Source organism: Modicisalibacter sp. 'Wilcox', assembly GCF_010993675.1.
In the GTDB taxonomy this organism is placed as follows: Bacteria; Pseudomonadota; Gammaproteobacteria; order Pseudomonadales; family Halomonadaceae; genus Modicisalibacter; species Modicisalibacter tunisiensis.
Genome location: NZ_WNXF01000008.1, coordinates 58686 through 77064 on the forward strand (window position 1 = coordinate 58686; position 18379 = coordinate 77064).

At 67.6% G+C, this 18379-nt stretch carries 20 protein-coding genes; 15 read left to right on the forward strand and 5 right to left on the reverse strand.

The window, feature by feature from the left end; genetic code table 11:
* Positions 1–21 precede the first annotated feature (21 nt).
* The 4 genes from moaC to G7A98_RS09180 all read left to right on the forward strand — a co-directional run bounded on the left by moaC (position 22) and on the right by G7A98_RS09180 (position 2730).
* On the forward strand, positions 22–828 hold the full coding sequence (gene moaC / locus G7A98_RS09165) for a cyclic pyranopterin monophosphate synthase MoaC (protein ID WP_163649366.1): 807 nt from the start codon (positions 22–24) through the stop codon (positions 826–828).
* A 2-nt stretch (positions 829–830) separates the two neighbouring features.
* Complete coding sequence (gene moaE, locus G7A98_RS09170; RefSeq protein ID WP_163649367.1) at positions 831–1283, forward strand: molybdopterin synthase catalytic subunit MoaE; 453 nt, start codon at positions 831–833, stop codon at positions 1281–1283.
* The gene (gene moaA, locus G7A98_RS09175) at positions 1280–2272 is read left to right on the forward strand and encodes a GTP 3',8-cyclase MoaA (protein WP_163649368.1); all 993 of its coding nucleotides are present in this window, start codon (positions 1280–1282) and stop codon (positions 2270–2272) included. Before moaE ends, moaA begins: the two co-directional genes overlap by 4 nt.
* A gap of 164 nt (positions 2273–2436) precedes the next feature.
* Positions 2437–2730 (forward strand): H-NS histone family protein, encoded by a 294-nt coding sequence (locus tag G7A98_RS09180; protein WP_163649369.1) that lies wholly within the window; start codon positions 2437–2439, stop codon positions 2728–2730.
* Positions 2731–2887: 157 nt separating this feature from the next.
* On the opposite strand, the gene G7A98_RS09185 is transcribed toward G7A98_RS09180, so the two are convergent.
* Entirely contained in the window at positions 2888–4471 is a 1584-nt protein-coding gene (locus G7A98_RS09185; protein WP_163649460.1) for a ribonuclease J, read from the reverse strand.
* 222 nt (positions 4472–4693) lie between these two features.
* Between G7A98_RS09185 and purU the strand changes: the two genes are divergently transcribed.
* Positions 4694–5545, forward strand: coding sequence for a formyltetrahydrofolate deformylase (gene purU / locus G7A98_RS09190; RefSeq protein ID WP_163649370.1), 852 nt, complete (start codon positions 4694–4696; stop codon positions 5543–5545).
* 6 nt (positions 5546–5551) lie between these two features.
* On the opposite strand, the gene dinB is transcribed toward purU, so the two are convergent.
* Positions 5552–6598: a DNA polymerase IV gene (dinB, locus tag G7A98_RS09195; RefSeq protein ID WP_163649371.1), complete on the reverse strand. Its 1047-nt coding sequence runs from the start codon at positions 6596–6598 to the stop codon at positions 5552–5554.
* Between the two features lie 16 nt (positions 6599–6614).
* Positions 6615–7256, reverse strand: a complete 642-nt coding sequence (gene lexA / locus G7A98_RS09200) for a transcriptional repressor LexA (RefSeq protein ID WP_163649372.1) — start codon at positions 7254–7256, stop codon at positions 6615–6617.
* 196 nt (positions 7257–7452) lie between these two features.
* Between lexA and G7A98_RS09205 the strand changes: the two genes are divergently transcribed.
* From G7A98_RS09205 to G7A98_RS09225, 5 genes are all read left to right on the forward strand, one after another.
* Complete coding sequence (locus G7A98_RS09205; protein ID WP_163649373.1) at positions 7453–8112, forward strand: TetR/AcrR family transcriptional regulator; 660 nt, start codon at positions 7453–7455, stop codon at positions 8110–8112.
* Positions 8109–8633, forward strand: a complete 525-nt coding sequence (locus G7A98_RS09210; protein WP_163649374.1) for a L,D-transpeptidase — start codon at positions 8109–8111, stop codon at positions 8631–8633. The genes G7A98_RS09205 and G7A98_RS09210 overlap by 4 nt, the downstream gene beginning before the upstream one ends.
* 71 nt (positions 8634–8704) lie before the next feature.
* Positions 8705–9739: a beta-N-acetylhexosaminidase gene (gene nagZ, locus G7A98_RS09215; RefSeq protein WP_163649375.1), complete on the forward strand. Its 1035-nt coding sequence runs from the start codon at positions 8705–8707 to the stop codon at positions 9737–9739.
* A 1-nt stretch (position 9740) separates the two neighbouring features.
* Positions 9741–10976, forward strand: coding sequence for a mechanosensitive ion channel family protein (locus G7A98_RS09220; protein ID WP_163649376.1), 1236 nt, complete (start codon positions 9741–9743; stop codon positions 10974–10976).
* Complete coding sequence (locus tag G7A98_RS09225) at positions 10969–11547, forward strand: hypoxanthine-guanine phosphoribosyltransferase (protein WP_163649377.1); 579 nt, start codon at positions 10969–10971, stop codon at positions 11545–11547. Before G7A98_RS09220 ends, G7A98_RS09225 begins: the two co-directional genes overlap by 8 nt.
* Before the next feature lie 42 nt (positions 11548–11589).
* Here the strand turns inward: G7A98_RS09225 and G7A98_RS09230 are convergent, their stop codons facing one another.
* Both G7A98_RS09230 and G7A98_RS09235 read right to left on the reverse strand, forming a co-directional pair.
* On the reverse strand, positions 11590–13302 hold the full coding sequence (locus tag G7A98_RS09230) for an AMP-binding protein (protein WP_163649378.1): 1713 nt from the start codon (positions 13300–13302) through the stop codon (positions 11590–11592).
* A gap of 43 nt (positions 13303–13345) precedes the next feature.
* Complete coding sequence (locus tag G7A98_RS09235; protein WP_163649379.1) at positions 13346–13780, reverse strand: MerR family DNA-binding transcriptional regulator; 435 nt, start codon at positions 13778–13780, stop codon at positions 13346–13348.
* A 162-nt stretch (positions 13781–13942) separates the two neighbouring features.
* Here G7A98_RS09235 and G7A98_RS09240 point away from each other — a divergent pair, with 162 nt between their 5' ends.
* From G7A98_RS09240 to G7A98_RS09260, 5 genes are all read left to right on the forward strand, one after another.
* The gene (locus tag G7A98_RS09240) at positions 13943–15109 is read left to right on the forward strand and encodes an acyl-CoA dehydrogenase family protein (protein ID WP_163649380.1); all 1167 of its coding nucleotides are present in this window, start codon (positions 13943–13945) and stop codon (positions 15107–15109) included.
* A gap of 39 nt (positions 15110–15148) precedes the next feature.
* Positions 15149–16249: an enoyl-CoA hydratase/isomerase family protein gene (locus G7A98_RS09245; protein ID WP_163649381.1), complete on the forward strand. Its 1101-nt coding sequence runs from the start codon at positions 15149–15151 to the stop codon at positions 16247–16249.
* Positions 16250–16435: 186 nt separating this feature from the next.
* Positions 16436–17338 carry a 3-hydroxyisobutyrate dehydrogenase gene (gene mmsB, locus G7A98_RS09250; RefSeq protein WP_163649382.1) on the forward strand — a complete coding sequence of 301 codons (903 nt, stop codon included), beginning with the start codon at positions 16436–16438 and terminating at the stop codon, positions 17336–17338.
* Positions 17335–17730, forward strand: coding sequence for a rhodanese-like domain-containing protein (locus G7A98_RS09255; RefSeq protein ID WP_163649383.1), 396 nt, complete (start codon positions 17335–17337; stop codon positions 17728–17730). The genes mmsB and G7A98_RS09255 overlap by 4 nt, the downstream gene beginning before the upstream one ends.
* A gap of 60 nt (positions 17731–17790) precedes the next feature.
* On the forward strand, positions 17791–18363 hold the full coding sequence (locus G7A98_RS09260; RefSeq protein WP_163649384.1) for a DJ-1 family glyoxalase III: 573 nt from the start codon (positions 17791–17793) through the stop codon (positions 18361–18363).
* Positions 18364–18379: the final 16 nt, after the last annotated feature.

Here is an 18379-nt window from a genome sequence, read left to right on the forward strand (position 1 = left end):
TCAATTCTTCGGTGAGCTGACATGAGCCTGACCCATCTCAATGCCCGCGGCGAGGCCCACATGGTCGACGTCGGCGACAAGCCCGTCAGCCAGCGCGAGGCGGTGGCCAGCGGGCGCATCTACATGCAGGCCGCGACCCTGGCCCGGCTCGAGGCGGGCGGCATGCCCAAGGGCGATGTCCTGGCCACGGCGCGGATCGCCGGCATCCAGGCCGCCAAGCGCACCCACGAGCTGATCCCCCTGTGTCATGCCCTGGCGCTGACCAAGGTCAGCATCGACTTTCATCTGGATGCGGCGGCCGGCTGCGTCGAGGTGCGGGCGCTGTGTCGTCTCGCCGGGCGCACCGGCGTGGAGATGGAGGCGCTGACCGCGACCTCCGTGGCGTGCCTGACGCTCTATGACATGTGCAAGGCGGTCGACAAGGATATGGTGATCGGGGATATCCGCCTGGAAAGCAAGCGCGGCGGCAAGTCCGGCGATTATCGTCGTCCCGAGGCCGAGGAAGCCCCGTCGCCGCTGGTCACCGCCGAGGCCGCCGGCCATGGCATCGGCATGGCGGCGCGCTCCGCGCAGCCGTGCATTCAGGTCAAGTGCCTGGCCGAGCTGCGCGAACGGCTCGGGGTGGGGGAGGTGGCGGTGCTCGTCGACGAGCTGCCGTCCAACGATGTCGCCGGCCTCAAGGCCGCACTGACGGCGCGGGATCCACGTTTCGCCCTGCTCGCCGAGCAGCGGGTGCTGTGTGCCGTCAACCAGGTGATGAGCGGCGAGCAGGCGCAATTGACCGACGGCGATGAAGTGGCGTTCTTTCCGCCGGTAACGGGAGGCTGAACATGATTCGGGTCCAGACGGCGCCCTTCGATGCCGGTGCCGAACAGGCAGCATTGACCGCGCAGCGCCGGGATATCGGCGCGGTGGTGTGTTTCACGGGACTGGTGCGCGATTTCAACGAGCGCCCCGAGGTGTCGGCCCTGACGCTGGAGCACTATCCGGGCATGACCGAGAAGGCCCTGGCCGACATCGTCGCCGAGGCCGAATCGCGATGGCCGCTTGACGGCGTGCGCCTGATCCATCGGGTCGGTCGGCTGGCGCCGGGCGATCCGATCGTGCTGGTGGCGGTGGCCAGCGCCCATCGACTGGCGGCCTTCGAGGCCTGCCATTTCATCATGGACTATCTGAAGACGCGGGCGCCGTTCTGGAAGAAGGAACACACCGCCCGGGGCGACTACTGGGTCGCCGAACGGACCACGGACCACGACGCGGCCCGTCGCTGGGAGGCTTCATGACGCAACAGCTGGTCGACAACTTTCAGCGCACGGTGCGCTACGTGCGGCTCTCGATCACCGATCGCTGCGACTTCCGCTGCGTCTACTGCATGAGCGAGGACATGACGTTCCTGCCGCGCTCGCAGGTGCTGACGCTCGAGGAGCTGGCCCTGGTGGCCCGTGCCTTCACCGAGCTGGGAGTCGAAAAGATTCGTCTGACCGGCGGCGAGCCGCTGGTCAGGCGCGGCATCGAAAAGCTGGTGGCGGATATCGGCGGGCTCGACGGCCTGACCGATTTCGCCATGACCACCAACGGTGCCGGGCTGGGCAAGCATGCGCGCGCGCTGCACGCGGGGGGCCTGAACCGGCTCAACATCAGCCTGGACTCCCTCGATCCCGAGCGCTTCCGGCGCCTGACGCGGACCGGTGATCTCCAGCGGGTCATCGATGGCATCCATGCCGCGCAGGACGCCGGTTTCGAGCGCATCAAGCTCAATGCCGTGATCCTCCGGGGGCGCAATGATGACGAGGTGCTCGACCTGGTCAACTTCGCGCGTCGCGAGCGGCTGGACATCAGCTTCATCGAGGAGATGCCGCTGGGTGATGTCTCGGATCACTCGCGGGGGGAAACCTATTGTTCCAGCGATGACGTGCAGCGCTGGATCGAAACCGCCTATTCACTGACGCCAACTACCGAGACGACCCTGGGGCCGTCCCGCTATTTCGTGATGCCGGACAGTCCGGTCCGCGTCGGATTCATTTCTCCGCATAGCCACAATTTTTGCGATACCTGCAACCGGGTTCGTGTCACGGCGGAAGGGCGTCTTCTGCTGTGTCTGGGCAACGAGCATTCGGTGGATCTGCGTGAGGTGCTGCGTCGTCATCCCGGCGAGATCGAACCCCTCAAGCAGCGCATCATCGATGCCATGCCGCTCAAGCCCGAGCGCCATCATTTCTCGACCGACGGCGATGTCCAGATCGTCCGCTTCATGAACATGACGGGCGGCTAGTCAGCGCGACATGTCGACGTCATTCCTTCCCTGATGGACGTGCCGGTGCCGGGGTTTTCCTCGGCATCGGCGCCGTCTTTTCTTGCCAATTCCCTCCCTGACCATATACTTTTTACACACTCATGCCGTTTTCGGTATTTCGCAGCCTGGTATGGAGGAGGACGATGTCAGCCGAGTCCCTGGAAAAGATCGCTCGCAACAAGAACGTGGCACGCGCCGCCGCACGTCAGTTGAGCATGGAACAGCTCAACAAGCTGGCCGACGTGATCAACGAGGTCATCGAGCAGAAGCAGGAAGAAGAGCGTCGCCGTCAGGAGGAAGAGTCGGTCAAGGCGCGCAAGCTCGAGGAGATCCGCGAGGCGATCAACGATGCCGGGTTGTCCCTGGATGATCTGGTCGGCGAGCAGCCTCGTCGCCGCCGCGGCCGGCCGCCGAAGAACAAGCAGGCCGACAGCTGAGTTTGACGGCATGGCGGTAGACTCGCTCGGCTGCAGGGGCCGGGGTCGGGCGATGTCGAGCGGCGTACCCCGATGATCAATGCAGCGGGAAAAGCGGGCGAGAAATCGCCCGCTTTTTTCGTGGGTGCTTGCCAGAGTGACGCGATGACTCGGGTGGCTACTGAAGCGCTTCCGCCGCCGAGATCTGCAGGTGAAGAGTCGGCGGGCGACGCAGGTGGTCGGCCAGCCATTGATGCAGCGGCCCCTGCAGCTGGGTGCGCAGCGCGGCCGGTGTCTCGGCATTCAGTCGAGTCAGGGTGTCATCGAGCCAGTCCGCAAAGGCGGTATCGTCCAGGGGCGATGGCCCGGTGTAGTCCAGCAGCAGGCGCCCCACGCGTTGCCACCCCGAGGCGGTGAGTGTCACGGGCAGCAGCAGGGCGAACTCGCCCTCCCGTTCATGGCGGGCCCGGGGGTGAGGCTCCAGCCCGGCGAGGTCACGCACGCTGTCCTCGTGCACGATACGCGGGGTCAGTGGCAGGCGCCGCTCGAGGGCGAGGCCGTCCGCATCCAGCTGGATCCAGTCGCCGTTGCCGGGGATCAAGGGGGCGTCGATACCCAGTTCGCGGGCCAGCGCCTGGTGTGCCTCCTGATGACGGAGTTCGCCGTGTACCGGCAGCAGTCGGCGGGGCCGGACCCATTCGTAGAGCATGCGCAGTTCCGCCCGGGCGGGATGGCCGGAAGCGTGGAGATCGGGGTGACCGCCTTCTTCCAGCACCCGCACGCCGAGGCGGGCGAGGGCGGCCTGCAGCCGCTCGATCAGCCGTTCGTTGCCGGGAATGGCCTTGGCCGAGAAGATCACCGTGTCATCCGCCTGCAGGGCGAGGTCGGGGTGGCCGCCCCGGGCGAGCCGTGACAGCGCGGCCCGCGATTCACCCTGGCTGCCGGTGGCGATGATCATGACTTCTTCGGCGGGCAGGTAGCCGACATCGCGGATCGGGACCAGCGGCGGAAAGTCGTCCAGATAGCCGAGACCGCGGGCCACGCTGACCATGCGCTGCATCGAGCGGCCCACCAGGGCGACGCGCCGGCCGCAGCGCTGTGCGGCGCGGCCCAGCGCCAGGATGCGTGCCAGGTTGCTGGCGAAGCAGGAGACGATCACCCGCCCTTCGCATTCGGCGACCGTGCGTTCCAGGGCCCGGGCGACCTCGCCCTCGCTGCGCGACGTGCCGGGGACGCAGGCATTGGTGGAGTCGCCGACGACCAGGTCGACGGGGGCGATGGCGCGATAGAGCTCGGGGTCCGCCGGCTCGCCGATCAGCGGCTCGGGGTCGAGCTTCCAGTCGCCGGTGTGCAGCACCCGATGGTGGGGCGTGGTGACCAGCAGGGCGCAGCTCTCGGGAATCGAGTGGGTCAGCGGCAGATAGCGCAGCGTGAAGCCGCCGCATTCCAGCGCCTCGCCCGGCGCGACCACCCGGATCGCGGTGTCGGGCAGGCCGCGTTCGGCGAACTTGGCGCGCAGCAGGCCGGCGGCCAGCGGCGTGGCGTAGATGTCGCAGCCCCAGTGCGGCCACAGCCAGGCGGCGGCGCCGATGTGATCCTCGTGGCCATGGGTGATGAACAGCGCCCGGGGACGGATGCCCTGCTCGGGAAGACGCTCGATATCCGGCACCTGCAGAGGGCCTCCGGGCAGGTCCTGACGGATCATCATGCCGCAGTCGATCGCCAGCCAGTCGTGTCGATAGCCGTAGAGATTGAGGTTCATGCCGATCTCCCCGCTGCCGCCCAGGGGCAGGAAGGACAGCGGTGGCTTGCGGCGAGGGCGGATCTGGACGCGAGAGTGCAACATCATCGACACGGCATTGTCAGGGGAGCCCCACTATACGGGATGGCTCCCGGGGCTCACAACGCGCGTTAGCGCAGGGCCGCGATTTGGTTAGAATAGTTGGCCTTCAGTGCCTTTCCTTGCGACCACAGCGGACCTTTCATGGCTCATTCGTATCGTCTCGTCGTTTCCTGCCCCGACCAGGTCGGGATCGTTTCCCGGGTTTCCGGCTTCATCGCCGCCCAGGGCGGCTCCATCACCGAGGCCAATCAGCACTCGGATCTGGCCACCGGGCGTTTCTTCATGCGCTACGAGATTCGCTTTGCGTCTTCCGTGGATGACGAGATTCTGCGGATCGCCTTCGCACCCATCGCCGAGACCTTTTCCATGGACTGGGCGTTCCACGATACCCAGCGACGCAAGCGCATCGTGCTGATGGTATCCCGCGCCTCGCACTGCCTGGTGGACCTGCTCTATCGCTGGAAGGCCGACGAACTCGACTGCGAGATTCCCTGCGTGATTTCCAACCACGAGGATCTGCGCGATCTCGTCGAGTGGCACGGTATCGACTTTCATCATGTCCCGGTACCGACGACGGACAAGACGCACGCCTTCGAGGAGACTCGCCGGCGGATCGAGGCGGCGCGGGCCGATGCCGTGGTGCTGGCACGCTACATGCAGATCCTGCCACCGGCCTTGTGCGAGCACTATGCCGGTCGGGTCATCAACATTCACCACAGCTTTCTGCCCTCGTTCGCCGGCGCGCGGCCGTATCATCAGGCCTACGAGCGCGGCGTCAAGCTGATCGGCGCCACCTGCCACTATGTCACCCAGGAACTGGATGCCGGCCCCATCATCGAGCAGGACGTGCACCGCATCTCGCACTGCCACACGGCACAGGATCTGGTGCGTTTCGGGCGCGATATCGAAAAGGCCGTGCTGGCCCGCGGGCTGCGCTGGCACCTGGAGGACCGGGTGCTGATCCACGGCAACAAGACCGTCGTGTTCGCCTGAGCCGGGTCAGGTGAAGAGCGTGAGCTGGCGGGCATCCGCCGCCGGTTTCAGCCTCGCCCCGACCCCCAGCAGGCGCACCGGGCGGGCGCCGCGCTGCCAGGCCGCCTCGAGCAGTGCCAGGAACTGATCGGCGTCCACCCGGGCGCCGCCGGCCTCGAGGGTGGTCAGCGTGAAGTCGTCGAAGCGGACCTTGATGAAGCTGCCCTTGAGCGGCGGGTCGCCATGGCGGGCCAGGCGGCTTCGCAGCCGCTCGACCAGCGCCGGCAGGGCCGCCCGGCAGGCCGCGAGGTCGGGCAGGTCCTGATGGAAGGTGGTCTCGGCGCTGACCGACTTGCGTTCGCGCTCGGTCTGCACGGGGCGGTCGTCGATGCCGCGGGCGAGTTCGAAAAGGCGCTGGCCGAACTTGCCGAAGTGCTCGACGAGTGCCTCCCGCGACCAGCGGCGCAGGTCGGCACAGGTGGCGATGTCCAGTGCCGCCAGCCGGGCGGCGGTGGCCGGCCCCACGCCGTGGAGCCGGTCCACCGGCAGCTCGGTGATGAAGGCCTCGACGGCCTCCGGCGGAATGACCGTCAGGCCGTCGGGCTTGTCCCAGTCACTGGCGATCTTGGCGAGAAACTTGCTGGGCGCCACCCCCACCGAGAGCGTGATGCCGGTGCGCCGGTGTGTCTCCTCCTTGAGCCAGCGGGCCATCCAGGTGGCGCTGCCCCGGAAGCGGCGTACCTCGCTGACGTCGAGATAGGCCTCGTCGAGCGAGAGCGGCTCGATCCGTGGCGTCAGCTCGCGGAAGATCGCCTGAATGCGTGCGGACACGTCGCGGTAGCGGGGAAAGTCCGGTGGCAGCAGGGTCAGGTGCGGGCACAGGCGCAGGGCGCGCGCGGTGGGCATCGCCGAATGGATGCCGAAGGCGCGCGCCGGGTAGTTGCAGGTGGCGATGACGCCCCGCTGGGCCGCCGTGCCGCCGATCGCCAGCGGGATGTCGCGCAGCGCCGGGTTGTCGCGCATCTCGATCGCGGCATAGAAGCAGTCGCAGTCGGCATGCAGGATCTTGCGCATGCGCGGGGCTCGCGCCTCAGTTGAGTGCCTGGCCGTTGCCACCACGGATGACGCCGACCCCGATGCCCTCGATCTCCAGCGCGTCCTGGCGCAGGTCGAGCTCGATCGGGGCGAAGTCTTCGTTTTCGGGCAGCAGGGTCACGTGACGGCCCCGGCGCTGGAAGCGCTTGACGGTAACCTCGTCCTCCAGCCGGGCGACCACGATCTGGCCGTCGCGAACCCGGTTGGTGCGATGCACCGCGAGCAGGTCACCCTCGAGGATACCCACGTCGCGCATCGACAGGCCGCGCACGCGCAGCAGGTAGTCGGCACGCGGCGAGAAGAAATCGGGGGACAGCGGACAGTAGCGGTCGATGTGGGCGGCCGCGAGGATCGGGCTGCCGGCGGCGACCTCGCCGATCACGGGCAGGCCCGGCTCGCCGTCCGGGGCGCACTCCGCCTCCTGCGGCGGCAGACGAATGCCTCGTGAGGTGCCCGGGATCATGCGAATCACCCCCTTGCGCTTGAGCGCGCGCAGATGCTCCTCGGCGGCGTTGGGCGAGCGGAAGCCCAGGCCCCGGGCGATCTCGGCGCGGGTCGGCGGATAGCCCAGCTCGTTCATGGTCTTGACGATGAAGTCGTAGACATTCTGCTGGCGCGGGGTAAGAGAGCGGCTCATGCGGCCTCCGCTGGTCGCTGGCGATGTGGGTATGTGGCTAAGTATACAGCATGGCATTGTATCCAGTAATCGCTGCCCGTGGTCATCAGGGCTGATCGGGTGTGTTTGAAACGCGACGGATTGTTGTCTTTCGGTAAGCCGCGTAGAATTTCCATAACGTTTCAAACAGCCGTTTATCAGCAGGCAGGGATATAGCATGGCTCAGACCGACACGGTGACCCGCATTCTCGACACCGCCGAAGTGTTGTTCGCCGAGCGCGGCTTTGCCGAGACGTCGCTGCGCACCATCACCAGCAAGGCCAAGGTCAACCTGGCTGCCGTGAACTATCACTTCGGCTCCAAGAAGGCGCTGATCCAGGCCGTTTTCGCCCGCTATCTGGATCCCTTCACCGAGCGCTTCCACGCGACCCTGGACGCGCTCGAGAGGGAGTACGAGGGCCGGCCGATCCCGCTCGAGGTGCTGCTGGAGAACATGGCCCGGACCGTGCTGGAGGTGCCCGCCGAGCGCAACAGCCTCAAGGTCTTCATGCGCCTTCTGGGGCTGGCCTACACCCAGGCCCAGGGGCACCTGCGTGGCTACATCCAGCAGCATTACGGTAGCGTCTTCACCCGCTTCACCGAGCTGGTGCGCCGGGCCACGCCGGAGCTGCCGGACGCCGAGCGCTTCTGGCGGCTGCACTTCATGCTGGGCACGGTGATCTTCACGCTGTCGGGACTGGACGCGCTGCGCGACATCGCCGAGAAGGACTACGGCGAGCACGTCAGCGTGCGCGACCTGGTTCGCCGCCTGCGCCCGGTGGTGGTGGCCGGCATGAATGCGCCGCTGCCGGAACCGCCCCGGGCGGTGGCGGTATGAGCCCGGTGACGCCGCGTCTGGAGGCGCTGCCGCCCGAGGATGGTGTCTGGCTGGAGGTCGATGTGGCACGCCAGGTGCTGCACGTCTGGCGCGGCCGCGAGTGCCTGGAGACGCACCCGGCGTCCACGGCCGCCGCCGGCGTCGGCCAGGCCGAGGGCAGCGGGGGCACGCCGCTGGGCTGGCACTATATCCGTGCGGTGATCGGTGCCGGCATGCCGTCGGGCAGCGTGTTTCGCGGCCGCCGACCCACCGGCGAGGTCTATTCGCCGGCGCTGGCCGCCGACTACCCCGAACGCGACTGGATCCTGACGCGCATCTTCTGGCTCTGCGGCCTCGAGCGGGGCCTCAACCGGGGTGGCAGCGTCGATTCCCAGCGCCGCTATATTTATCTGCACGGCACGCCGGAAAGCGAGCCGATGGGGCGTCCCGCCTCGCACGGCTGCATCCGGCTGCGGGACGCGACCCTGCTGAGGCTGGGCGAACTGGCGCCGTCCGGCACGCCGGTGTGGCTTCACGCCTGAGTGCCCGGATGCTGTCGTCGACCACGCCATTGCTCTAGAATCGGCCCCCTTCACGGGCAAGGACATCGCTTATGACCCAACCCATCGGTCCGGTGATGCTGGATCTCGAAGGCACCACCCTGACGCGCGAGGAGCGCGAACTGCTGCAACGTCCCGAGGTCGGAGGCGTCATCCTCTTTGCGCGCAATATCGTCGATGCCGCCCAGGTGCGCAGGCTGTGCGACGCGATCCGTCGCCTGCGTGGCGATCTGCTGCTGGCCATCGACCAGGAGGGCGGGCGCGTGCAGCGGTTGTGTGAGGGCGTCACCCGGCTGCCGTCGATGGGCCGGCTGGGACGCTGCTATGTTGACGACCCGGAGCGGGCGCGGCAGTTCTGCCACGATGCGGGGTGGCTGATCGGCCTGGAAATGGCGGCGTGCGGGCTGGACCTGACCTTCGCCCCGGTGCTCGATGTCGATGCGGGCGTGTCCAGCGTGATCGGCGATCGCAGCTTCTCCCGCGATCCCCGGGCGGTGGCGGCCATGGCGGGCGCCTTCGTCGACGGGCTGCACGAGGCCGGCATGGTGGCCGTGGGCAAGCACTTTCCGGGACATGGCGGGGTTGCCGCCGATTCGCATCACGAGCTGCCTGAAGACCCGCGTTCGCTGCAGGCACTGCGCGAGCACGACCTGATCCCCTTCGCGGCCCTGGCCGGGCGTCTCGAGGGCGTCATGCCTGCCCATGTGGTCTATTCGGCCTTCGATGCGCGCCCGGCGGGCTTCTCGCCGAGCTGGCTGGGCATGCTGCGCGAGGATCTGGGCTTCAAGGGCACGATCTTCTCCGACGACCTGTCGATGGCCGGCGCGCACGTGGCCGGCGGCCCCGCCGAACGGGCCCGCGAGGCGCTGGATGCCGGCTGCGACATGGTGCTGGTCTGCAACGACCGCCCGGCCGCCCAGGCGGTGCTCGACGCCTGTGTCGGCCGTACCACCAAGCGGCCGGCCCGGCTGCGCTACAGCCGGGCGCGCCCCGATCTGGCCTCGTTGCCGGCGCTGTCGCGCTGGCGACGCATTCATGCCCGGCTGGAAGGGCTGATCGAGACCGACCCGGCCCCGCGGGAGGACTGACGTGCTGGAGGTGCTGGCGCCGCTCGAGCAGTGGGTGAGCCGCCATGTGTCGCTGCCGGCCGCGCTGGTGACGCCGCTGGTGATTCTCGCCACGGCGCTGCTGGTCGACGGCTTCACACGGCTGGTGATCTGGCGGGCGGCCCGTTGGCTGTCACGCACCCGCAGCCGCTGGGACGATGTCGCCCTGTGGGCGATACGCCGGCCGCTGTGGGTGGGCATCTGGGGCGTGGCGCTGATCGCCCTGGCGGGGCTGATCGGCCAGCGGTTGTCGCTGACCTGGGTGGCCACCCGGGCGCCCACCGCGCTGTGGCTGTTCACGCTGGTCATGCTCGGCTGGTTCGGCATCCGCCTGACCCGCGAGGTGGAACGGCGTCTGGTGTTTCCGCCGCCCCGGCATCCTGCCCGGCCGCTCGACGCCTCCATGGCCTCGGCGATCAGCAAGCTGGTCGGTGCACTGATCCTGACCCTGGTGGTGCTGGCGGCGTTGCAGGCGCTGGGCATGTCGCCCTCCGGCCTGCTGGCCTTCGGCGGCGTCGGCGGGCTGGTGGTGGGCTTTGCCGCACGCAACGTGCTGGCCAACTTCTTCGGCGGGCTGGCGATCCATCTCGACAACCCCTTCAAGGTGGGCGACTGGATCCGTTCGCCGGATCGCGACATCGAGGGCGTCGTCGAGGACATCGGCTGGCGCCTGACGCGCATCCGCGGCTTCGACACCCGCCCGCTGTACGTGCCCAACATGATGTTCGGCGCGATGGTGGTGGTGAATCCCTCGCGCATGCACAACCGTCGCATCAAGGAGCGGATCGGCCTGCGCTATGCCGACCTCGACAGGGTGGCGTCAGTGACCCGGCGTATCCGCGACTACCTCGAGCAGCACGACGACATCGAGGCCGACGATCTGTGCATGGCCTACTTCCAGCATTTCGGCGACTCCACCCTGGAGATCCTGATTCATGCCTACACCCGGACCACCGACTGGGCGACGCATCAGGCCATCCAGCAGGAGGTGCTGCTGCACTGTGCCGACCTGGCCGCCGAGGCGGGGGCGGTCGTGGCGATTCCCGCCCGCGAACTGCACGTCGCCGAACGCCGCACCGACGCGCCGGAGTCGGTCGCCGAGACCACGGCCTCCCGGCCTCACGACGAGCCATCCTCGTCGTCACCTTCCTCGCGCCGGGGCACGCCATCCCCCCGCGATTCCCACGACAGAGACACTGATCAGGATTCCGATGTCTGAACTCGATACCCAACACCACGACTCCCTGCACTCCATGCGCGAGATCATGGACAATGCCGATTGCCTGATCAGTCAGAGCGAGGTCGAGGCGGCGCTGGATCGCATGGCCGAGGCCATGACCGAGCGTCTGGGCGACAAGCTGCCGGTCTTCTACTGCGTGATGAACGGCGGCCTGATTACCACCGGCCACCTGCTGACGCGGTTGGGCTTCCCGCTCGAGGTGGACTATCTGCATGCCACCCGCTATCGCGGGCGCACGCGGGGCGGCGAGCTGTTCTGGCGGGTGTCGCCGGAGATTCCCATGGCCGGCCGGCATGTGGTGATCGTCGACGACATCCTCGATGAAGGCGCCACCCTGGCAGCCATTCTCGAATATTGCCGCGAGGCGCAGGCGGCCAGCGTGTCCACGGCCGTGCTGGTGGACAAGCGCCACGATCGCAAGGCCGTGCCGGGGCTCAAGGCGGATTATTGCGGTCTCGAGGTCGAGGACCGTTACGTGTTCGGCTTCGGCATGGACTACAAGGGCTACTGGCGCAATGCGCCGGGGATCTTCGCGCCCAAGGGGATGTGAGACGACGGCCCGCCCGGCGCAAGGCCGGGCGGGCCGAAAGCCCTAGAGCCCCAGTTCCTGGCTCGCCACCTCGCGCATCTTGTACTTCTGAATCTTGCCGGTCACCGTCATCGGAAAGACGTCGACGAACTTCACGTAGCGCGGGACCTTGTAGTGGGCGATGCGCCCCTGGCAGAACACCCTGAGCCCTTCTTCATCGAGGCTTTCGCCCTCGATCAGCTTGACCCAGGCCATCACTTCCTCGCCGTACTTCTCGTCGGGCACCCCGATGACCTGCACATCGGAAATGGCCGGGTGGGTATAGAGGAAATCCTCGATCTCGCGCGGATAGATGTTCTCGCCACCGCGAATGATCATGTCCTTGATGCGCCCGGTGATCGCGACATAGCCCTCGTCGTCCATCTGTGCCAGGTCACCGGTGTGCATCCAGCCGGCGGCGTCGATCGATTTCGCGGTGGCTTCCGGATTCTCCCAGTAGCCCAGCATCACGCTGTAACCGCGGGTGCAGAGTTCACCGCGCTCGCCCCGGGGGACGAGGCGGCCGGTCGCCGGGTCGACCAGCTTGACCTCCTGATGCGGATGGATGGTGCCCACCGTGGTGACCCGCTTGTCGAGCGGTGCATCGGTCTGGGTCTGCAGGCTGACGGGGCTGGTCTCGGTCATGCCGTAGCAGATACTGACTTCCTTCATGTGCAGCTTGTCGATGACCTGGCGCATGACCTCGATGGGGCAGATGGAGCCCGCCATGATACCCGTACGCAACGAGCTCAGATCGAAGGTGGGGAACTCGGGGTGCTCGAGCTCGGCGATGAACATGGTCGGCACGCCGTACAGGGCCGTGGCACGCTCCTCGGCGACGGCGGTCAGCGTCGCCAGCGGGTCGAAGCCCTCGCTCGGATAGATCATCGCCGCACCGTGGGTCATGCAGCCCAGATTGCCCATCACCATGCCGAAGCAGTGGTAGAGCGGCACCGGGATGACCATGCGGTCGGTATCGGCGAGGCCGATGCGCTCGGCGACGAAGTAGCCGTTGTTGAGAATGTTGTGGTGGGAGAGGGTGGCCCCCTTGGGCGCGCCGGTGGTGCCGGAGGTGTACTGGATGTTGATCGGCTCGTCGAACTGCAGTGTCGCCTGACGTTCGGCCAGCGCCGCCGCGCTGACGGCATCGGCGCGGGAGAGCAGGCCGTCCCAGGTGAGCATGCCGGGCAGGGCCCAGTCTTCGTCGAGGCAGATTACCTGCTTGAGCGCGGGAAGCCGCTCACTGGCCAGGGGCGTGTCGACCTCGCCGAGCGACGGGACCAGCTCGGCAATCATGTCGGCGTAGCGCGAGGTCTTGAAGGCCCCCTGCAGCACCAGAGTCGAGGTGCCCGACTGGCGCAGGGCGTACTCCAGCTCGTGGGTGCGGTAGCTGGGATTGATGTTGACCAGGATCGCGCCGATCTTCGCCGTGGCGAACTGGGTGATGGCCCATTCGCTGCGGTTGGTGGCCCAGATGCCGACCCGGTCGCCCTTTTCCACGCCGATCGCCATGTAGGCGCGGGCGGTACGGTCGACGATGTCCTGAAGCTCGCGCCAGGTATAGCGCTGGCGCTGGTGGCGGCTGATCAGCGCGTCTCGTTCGGGATGACTGTCGACGATGGCGTCGAAGCAGTCGCCGATGGTCTCGCCCTTCAGCGGCTGGTGGCTGATGCCGCTGACGTAGCTGTAGCGCGGCGTCGGCGCCGTGGCGCTCGCGGTATCGGTGTGGGGTGTCATCGTTGGATTCCTGCTTGTTGTTGTGGCGAAGGGGAATCGGATGTCAGGTGTCGCGCGAGTGGCGTGCCAGCAGGGCGTCGAGCGAGTCGCGACAGCGATCCTCGACGTCATCGAGTTCGTGCTGCAGGGCACGGATGTCCTCGAGCTGGCGTTCGAGCCCCCGGCGCTTCTCGGCGAGGATGTCCAGCATGCGGCGCAGCTGCCGCTCGTCGCCATCCGGGGCGTGGTCGTAGAGCTGGATGACCTCGCGGATTTCCGCCAGGGAAAAGCCCAGCCGCTTGCCCCGCAGCGTCAGCGACAGGCGCACCCGGTCCTTCTCGTGATAGACGCGGGTCTGCCCGCGCCGTTCCGGGTCCAGCAGGCCCTCCTGCTCGTAGAAGCGGATGGTGCGCGGGGTGACCTCGAAGCGCCGGGCCAGCTCGCCGATCGAGTAGGTCCGGCGTTCACGGGACGGCGCCGGGGAAAGAGTCTCGGACATCGGGCGATCCTCATGCTTGGGGTGGTGACGCGATTGTCGACTCACCCGAAGCCAAGGCTAGATGAGCTTGACGTTTACGTAAAGTAGACCAAGTGTCACCTTGCCGCGGCGCCGGGGGCTGCTAATTTTGCCTGAGATACCCGCACGATTCCGGAGACTGCCGTGGACTTTGCCCTGAGTGACGACCAGCGTGCCCTGCAGCAGGCGGCGGCGGATTTCGCCCGGGTGGAACTGGCCCCGCATGCGGCCGACTGGGATGCATCCGCGTTCTTCCCGGTGGAGGTCATCCGGCGTGCCGGCGAGGCCGGGTTCCTGGCCCTCTATGTTGACGAGGCGCAGGGCGGACTGGGGCTGTCACGCCTCGAGGCCTCGCTGATCTTCGAGCAGCTCGCCCAGGGCTGCGTGTCGACCACCGCCTACCTGACCATTCACAACATGGCGACCTGGATGGTGGCGAAGTGGGGCAGCGAGGCCGTGCGCGAGGCCTGGATGCCGGCGCTGGTCAGCGGGCGGCAGCTGGCTTCCTACTGCCTGACCGAACCCGGTGCCGGCTCGGACGCCGCCAGTCTGCGTACCCGTGCGGTGCGCGAGGGTGACGACTACGTGATCGACGGCAGCAAGATGTTCATCTCGGGCGCCGGATCCACGGACGCTCTGGTGGTGATGGCCCGCACGGGCGTGCCCGACAGCGGTGCGGCCGGCATTTCCGCCTTTCTGGTGCCGGCGGACGCCGCGGGGGTTCATTACGGCAAGAACGAGGACAAGATGGGCTGGAAGAGCCAGCCGACCCGTCTGGTCAGCTTCGATGGCGTGCGGGTACCGGCCGGGCAGCGGCTGGGCGAGGAGGGCGAGGGTTTCAAGCTGGCCATGAAGGGCCTGGATGGTGGGCGGTTGAATATTGCCAGCTGCTCGCTCGGGGCCGCACAACTGGCGCTGACCCTGGCGCGGGACTACCTGCATCAGCGACGTCAGTTCGGTCGTGAGCTGGCGGCGTTCCAGGCCCTGCAGTTCCGCTTCGCCGACATGGCCACCGAGCTTGTGAGCGCGCGCCTGATGGTGCGTCATGCCGCCTGGCGGCTCGACCACGACGACCCCGCGGCCAGCGCGCACTGCGCCATGGCCAAGCGACTGGCGACGGATATCGGCTTCAACGTGTGCAATGAAGCACTGCAGTTGCATGGCGGTTATGGCTACATCAAGGAGTATCCGCTCGAGCGGCTGGTGCGTGATACTCGGGTCCACCAGATCCTCGAAGGAACCAATGAAATCATGCGCGTGATCGTGGCTCGACGGCTGTTCGAACCCGATGCCCTCGAAAACCTGATATAACGCAGGATACACGCACGCTGCACGGGAGACTGCCGTTTCATGACCGAACCGCTCGTTCGCTTCACCGAACTCGCCGGCCGCGACGGCGCACGCATCGGCCGCGCGACGCTCAACGCCCCGCGCTCGCTCAACGCCCTGTCCCTGGCGATGATCGAGACACTCACGGCCCGCCTGGCGGCCTGGGAGCAGGATCCCGGCATCGCCGCGGTGTGGCTCGACGGCGCCGGTGGCAAGGCGTTTTGCGCCGGTGGGGATGTGGTAGCACTGTATCGCGCGATGACCGATGTCGAGCGGGGTGCCGCCTTTGCCACCACCTATTTCACTGCCGAGTATCGGCTCGACCACCGCTTGCATACCTTCACCAAGCCCCTGATCGCCTGGGGCGGCGGCATCGTCATGGGCGGCGGCCTGGGGCTGCTGGCCGGGGCGGGTGAGCGCGTGGTCACCGAGACCTCGCGCCTGGCCATGCCGGAAATCACCATCGGCCTTTACCCCGATGTGGGGGCGAGCTGGTTCTTCAACCGCATGCCCAGCGGCATCGGTCGCTACCTGGGGCTGACCGGAGCCCAGCTCAACGCTCGTGATGCGCTGCTGCTGGGGCTGGCCGATCGCTATATTCCCGGCGACCAGCAGGAGGACGTGCTGGCCGCCCTGCAGGCGGCGGATCTGACACACCCTGCGGAGGCGGTGGCCGAGGTGCTGGCCCGCTTCGAGGCCCGCGAGACGGCCCCGGAAAGCCTCGTGCTGGCGCATCTCGACCGATTACAGGCGATGACTCAGGTGGCCGATGTCGCCACCGCCGTCGAGCGCATCCTCGCGGACACGGGCGACGACCCTTGGCTGGCGGCCAACCGCGAGCGCCTGGCCGGCGGCTGCCCGATCACCGCGCATCTGGTGTGGGAGATGCAGGCGCGCCACCGCCACACGAGCCTGGCCGATGCGCTGCGTGACGAGCTGAACCTGGCGGTACAGTGCGCCCGGCATGCGGACCTGGCCGAGGGCGTTCGCGCGCTGCTGATCGACAAGGACAAGCAACCCCGCTGGTCGCACCGTGACGTGGCCAGTGTGCCGCGCCACGACGTCGAGGCATTTCTGGCGCCGCTGTGGCCGGCCCGGGAGCACCCTCTGCAGGACCTTTAGAGTTTATTTCCAATCCCCTGCAATAGTGGGCGCCGGGGACAAGGCAAAGCGGGGGTCCTTTGCCATGGATGGCAAAGGTAGCGCCCAGGGAGGGGTTTACAGCGCCCCCGCGAGGCTTGTCGTCGGAAGAGCCCACCTGGCGTACCGTTCCAGGTTCCACGACAACGACAATTCAAGGAGCAAGCCATGCAAATCGCCTTCATAGGTCTGGGTAACATGGGCGCGCCGATGGCCGCCAATCTGGTCAAGGCCGGTTACCGCGTCCGCGTCTTCGACCTCGTGGAGGGGGCCATGCAGGCCCTGGCCGCCGAGGGCGCTACGCCCGCGGGCTCGGCGCGGGACGCGGCGGACGGTGCCGACGTGGTGATCTCGATGCTGCCGGCCGGTGCTCATGTGAAATCGCTGTATCTGGGCGGCGACGATCAGCCCGGGCTGCTGGAGGCGCTGAGCGGGCAGCCGCTGATCATCGATGCCTCCACCATCGCCCCGGAGGACGCGCGAGAGGTGGCCGGTGCCGCCGCCCGTCACGGCCTGACCTGCTTGGACGCACCGGTGTCGGGCGGCGTGGGTGGCGCCCGGGCGGGCACCCTGACGTTCATCGTCGGCGGCAGCGAGGCGGGCTTCAACACCGCCAGGCCGATGCTGGAGGCCATGGGGCGCAACGTCTTTCATGCCGGGGACAGTGGGGCGGGGCAGGTGGCCAAGATCTGCAACAACATGCTGCTGGGCATTCTCATGAGCGGCACCGCCGAGGCGCTGGCGCTGGGGGTCGAGAATGGCCTGGACCCGGCGGTGCTATCCGAGATCATGAAGCAGAGCAGTGGCGGTAACTGGGCGCTCAATGTCTACAACCCCTGGCCGGGGGTGATGCCCCAGGCGCCGGCCTCCAATGACTATCAGGGCGGCTTCCTGGTCGATCTGATGAGCAAGGACCTGGGGCTGGCGACCTCGCTGGCGCTCACCTCCCGCTCGCCGATCCCCATGGGGGCCCAGGCGCGCAATCTCTACGCCCTGCACGCCGGCGGGGGCAACGGGCGGCTGGACTTCTCCAGCATCCAGCGCTTCTATCGTGGCGGTGACACCTCATGACGAACTTGATCAAGGGCGTGGCCGAGCTGGTGGCCGAGGCCGAGCGGGAAATCGAGACGCTCACGCCGGCTCAGGCGCTGGCCCTGCATGGTCAGCCGGGCGTGACCTTCGTCGATATTCGCGACGTGCGCGAGCTGCAGCGCGAGGGCGGTATCCCCGGCGCGCTGCATGCCCCGCGCGGGCTGCTCGAATTCTGGGTGGACCCGGCCTCGCCCTATCACCAGGCTGCCTTCGCGCGTCCGGATCGCTTCGTGCTGTTCTGTGCCAAGGGGCAGCGTTCGGCGCTGGCCACGCAGCAGTTGCAGCGCATGGGGTTCGGACCGGTCTGCCATATCGGCGGCGGCTTCAGCGCCTGGTGCGAGGCGCAGGGGCCTGTCTCGCGAGAGGATTGAAGCGGCGGCAGGGGCTTCTATGCTGATCGGACGCAGTCCGCGTACTTCGGGAGGTTGAATATGACTCAGGTGCTGTTGCCCGTCGCTGACGGCAGCGAGGATATCGAGACTGTCACGCTGATCGATGTGCTGCGGCGTGCGGATGTACAGGTCACGGTGGCCTCGGTCATGTCGCAGCCGACGGTGACCCTGGCGCGCGGGACGCGGCTGACCGCCGACACATGTCTGGCAGAAGTCGCTCCGGAACATGCCTTCGAGATGATCGTGCTGCCCGGCGGCATGCCGGGCGCGGAGCATCTGCGCGACTCGCTCGACCTCGCCGAACGGCTGCATCGGCAGCGACGCGAGGATGGCTGGATCGGTGCGCTCTGTGCCGCGCCGGGGGTGGTGCTGGCGCCGCTGGATCTGGTCCAGGGCTACGTGGTGACCGGCTATCCCGCCTTTCAGGCCGCGCTGGTCGAGGCCGGCGGTCATCTCTCCCGCCAGCCGGTGGTGGAGGACGGCAAGCTGGTGACCAGCCAGGGGCCGGCCACGGCGATGGCCTTCGCCCTGCACTTGGTCAGGATACTGGTGGACGAGACCACCGAGCGGCGCATTGCCGAGGGCCTGCTGACCGATGTGATGGGGTTCTGAGCTCTGTCTCACGCTT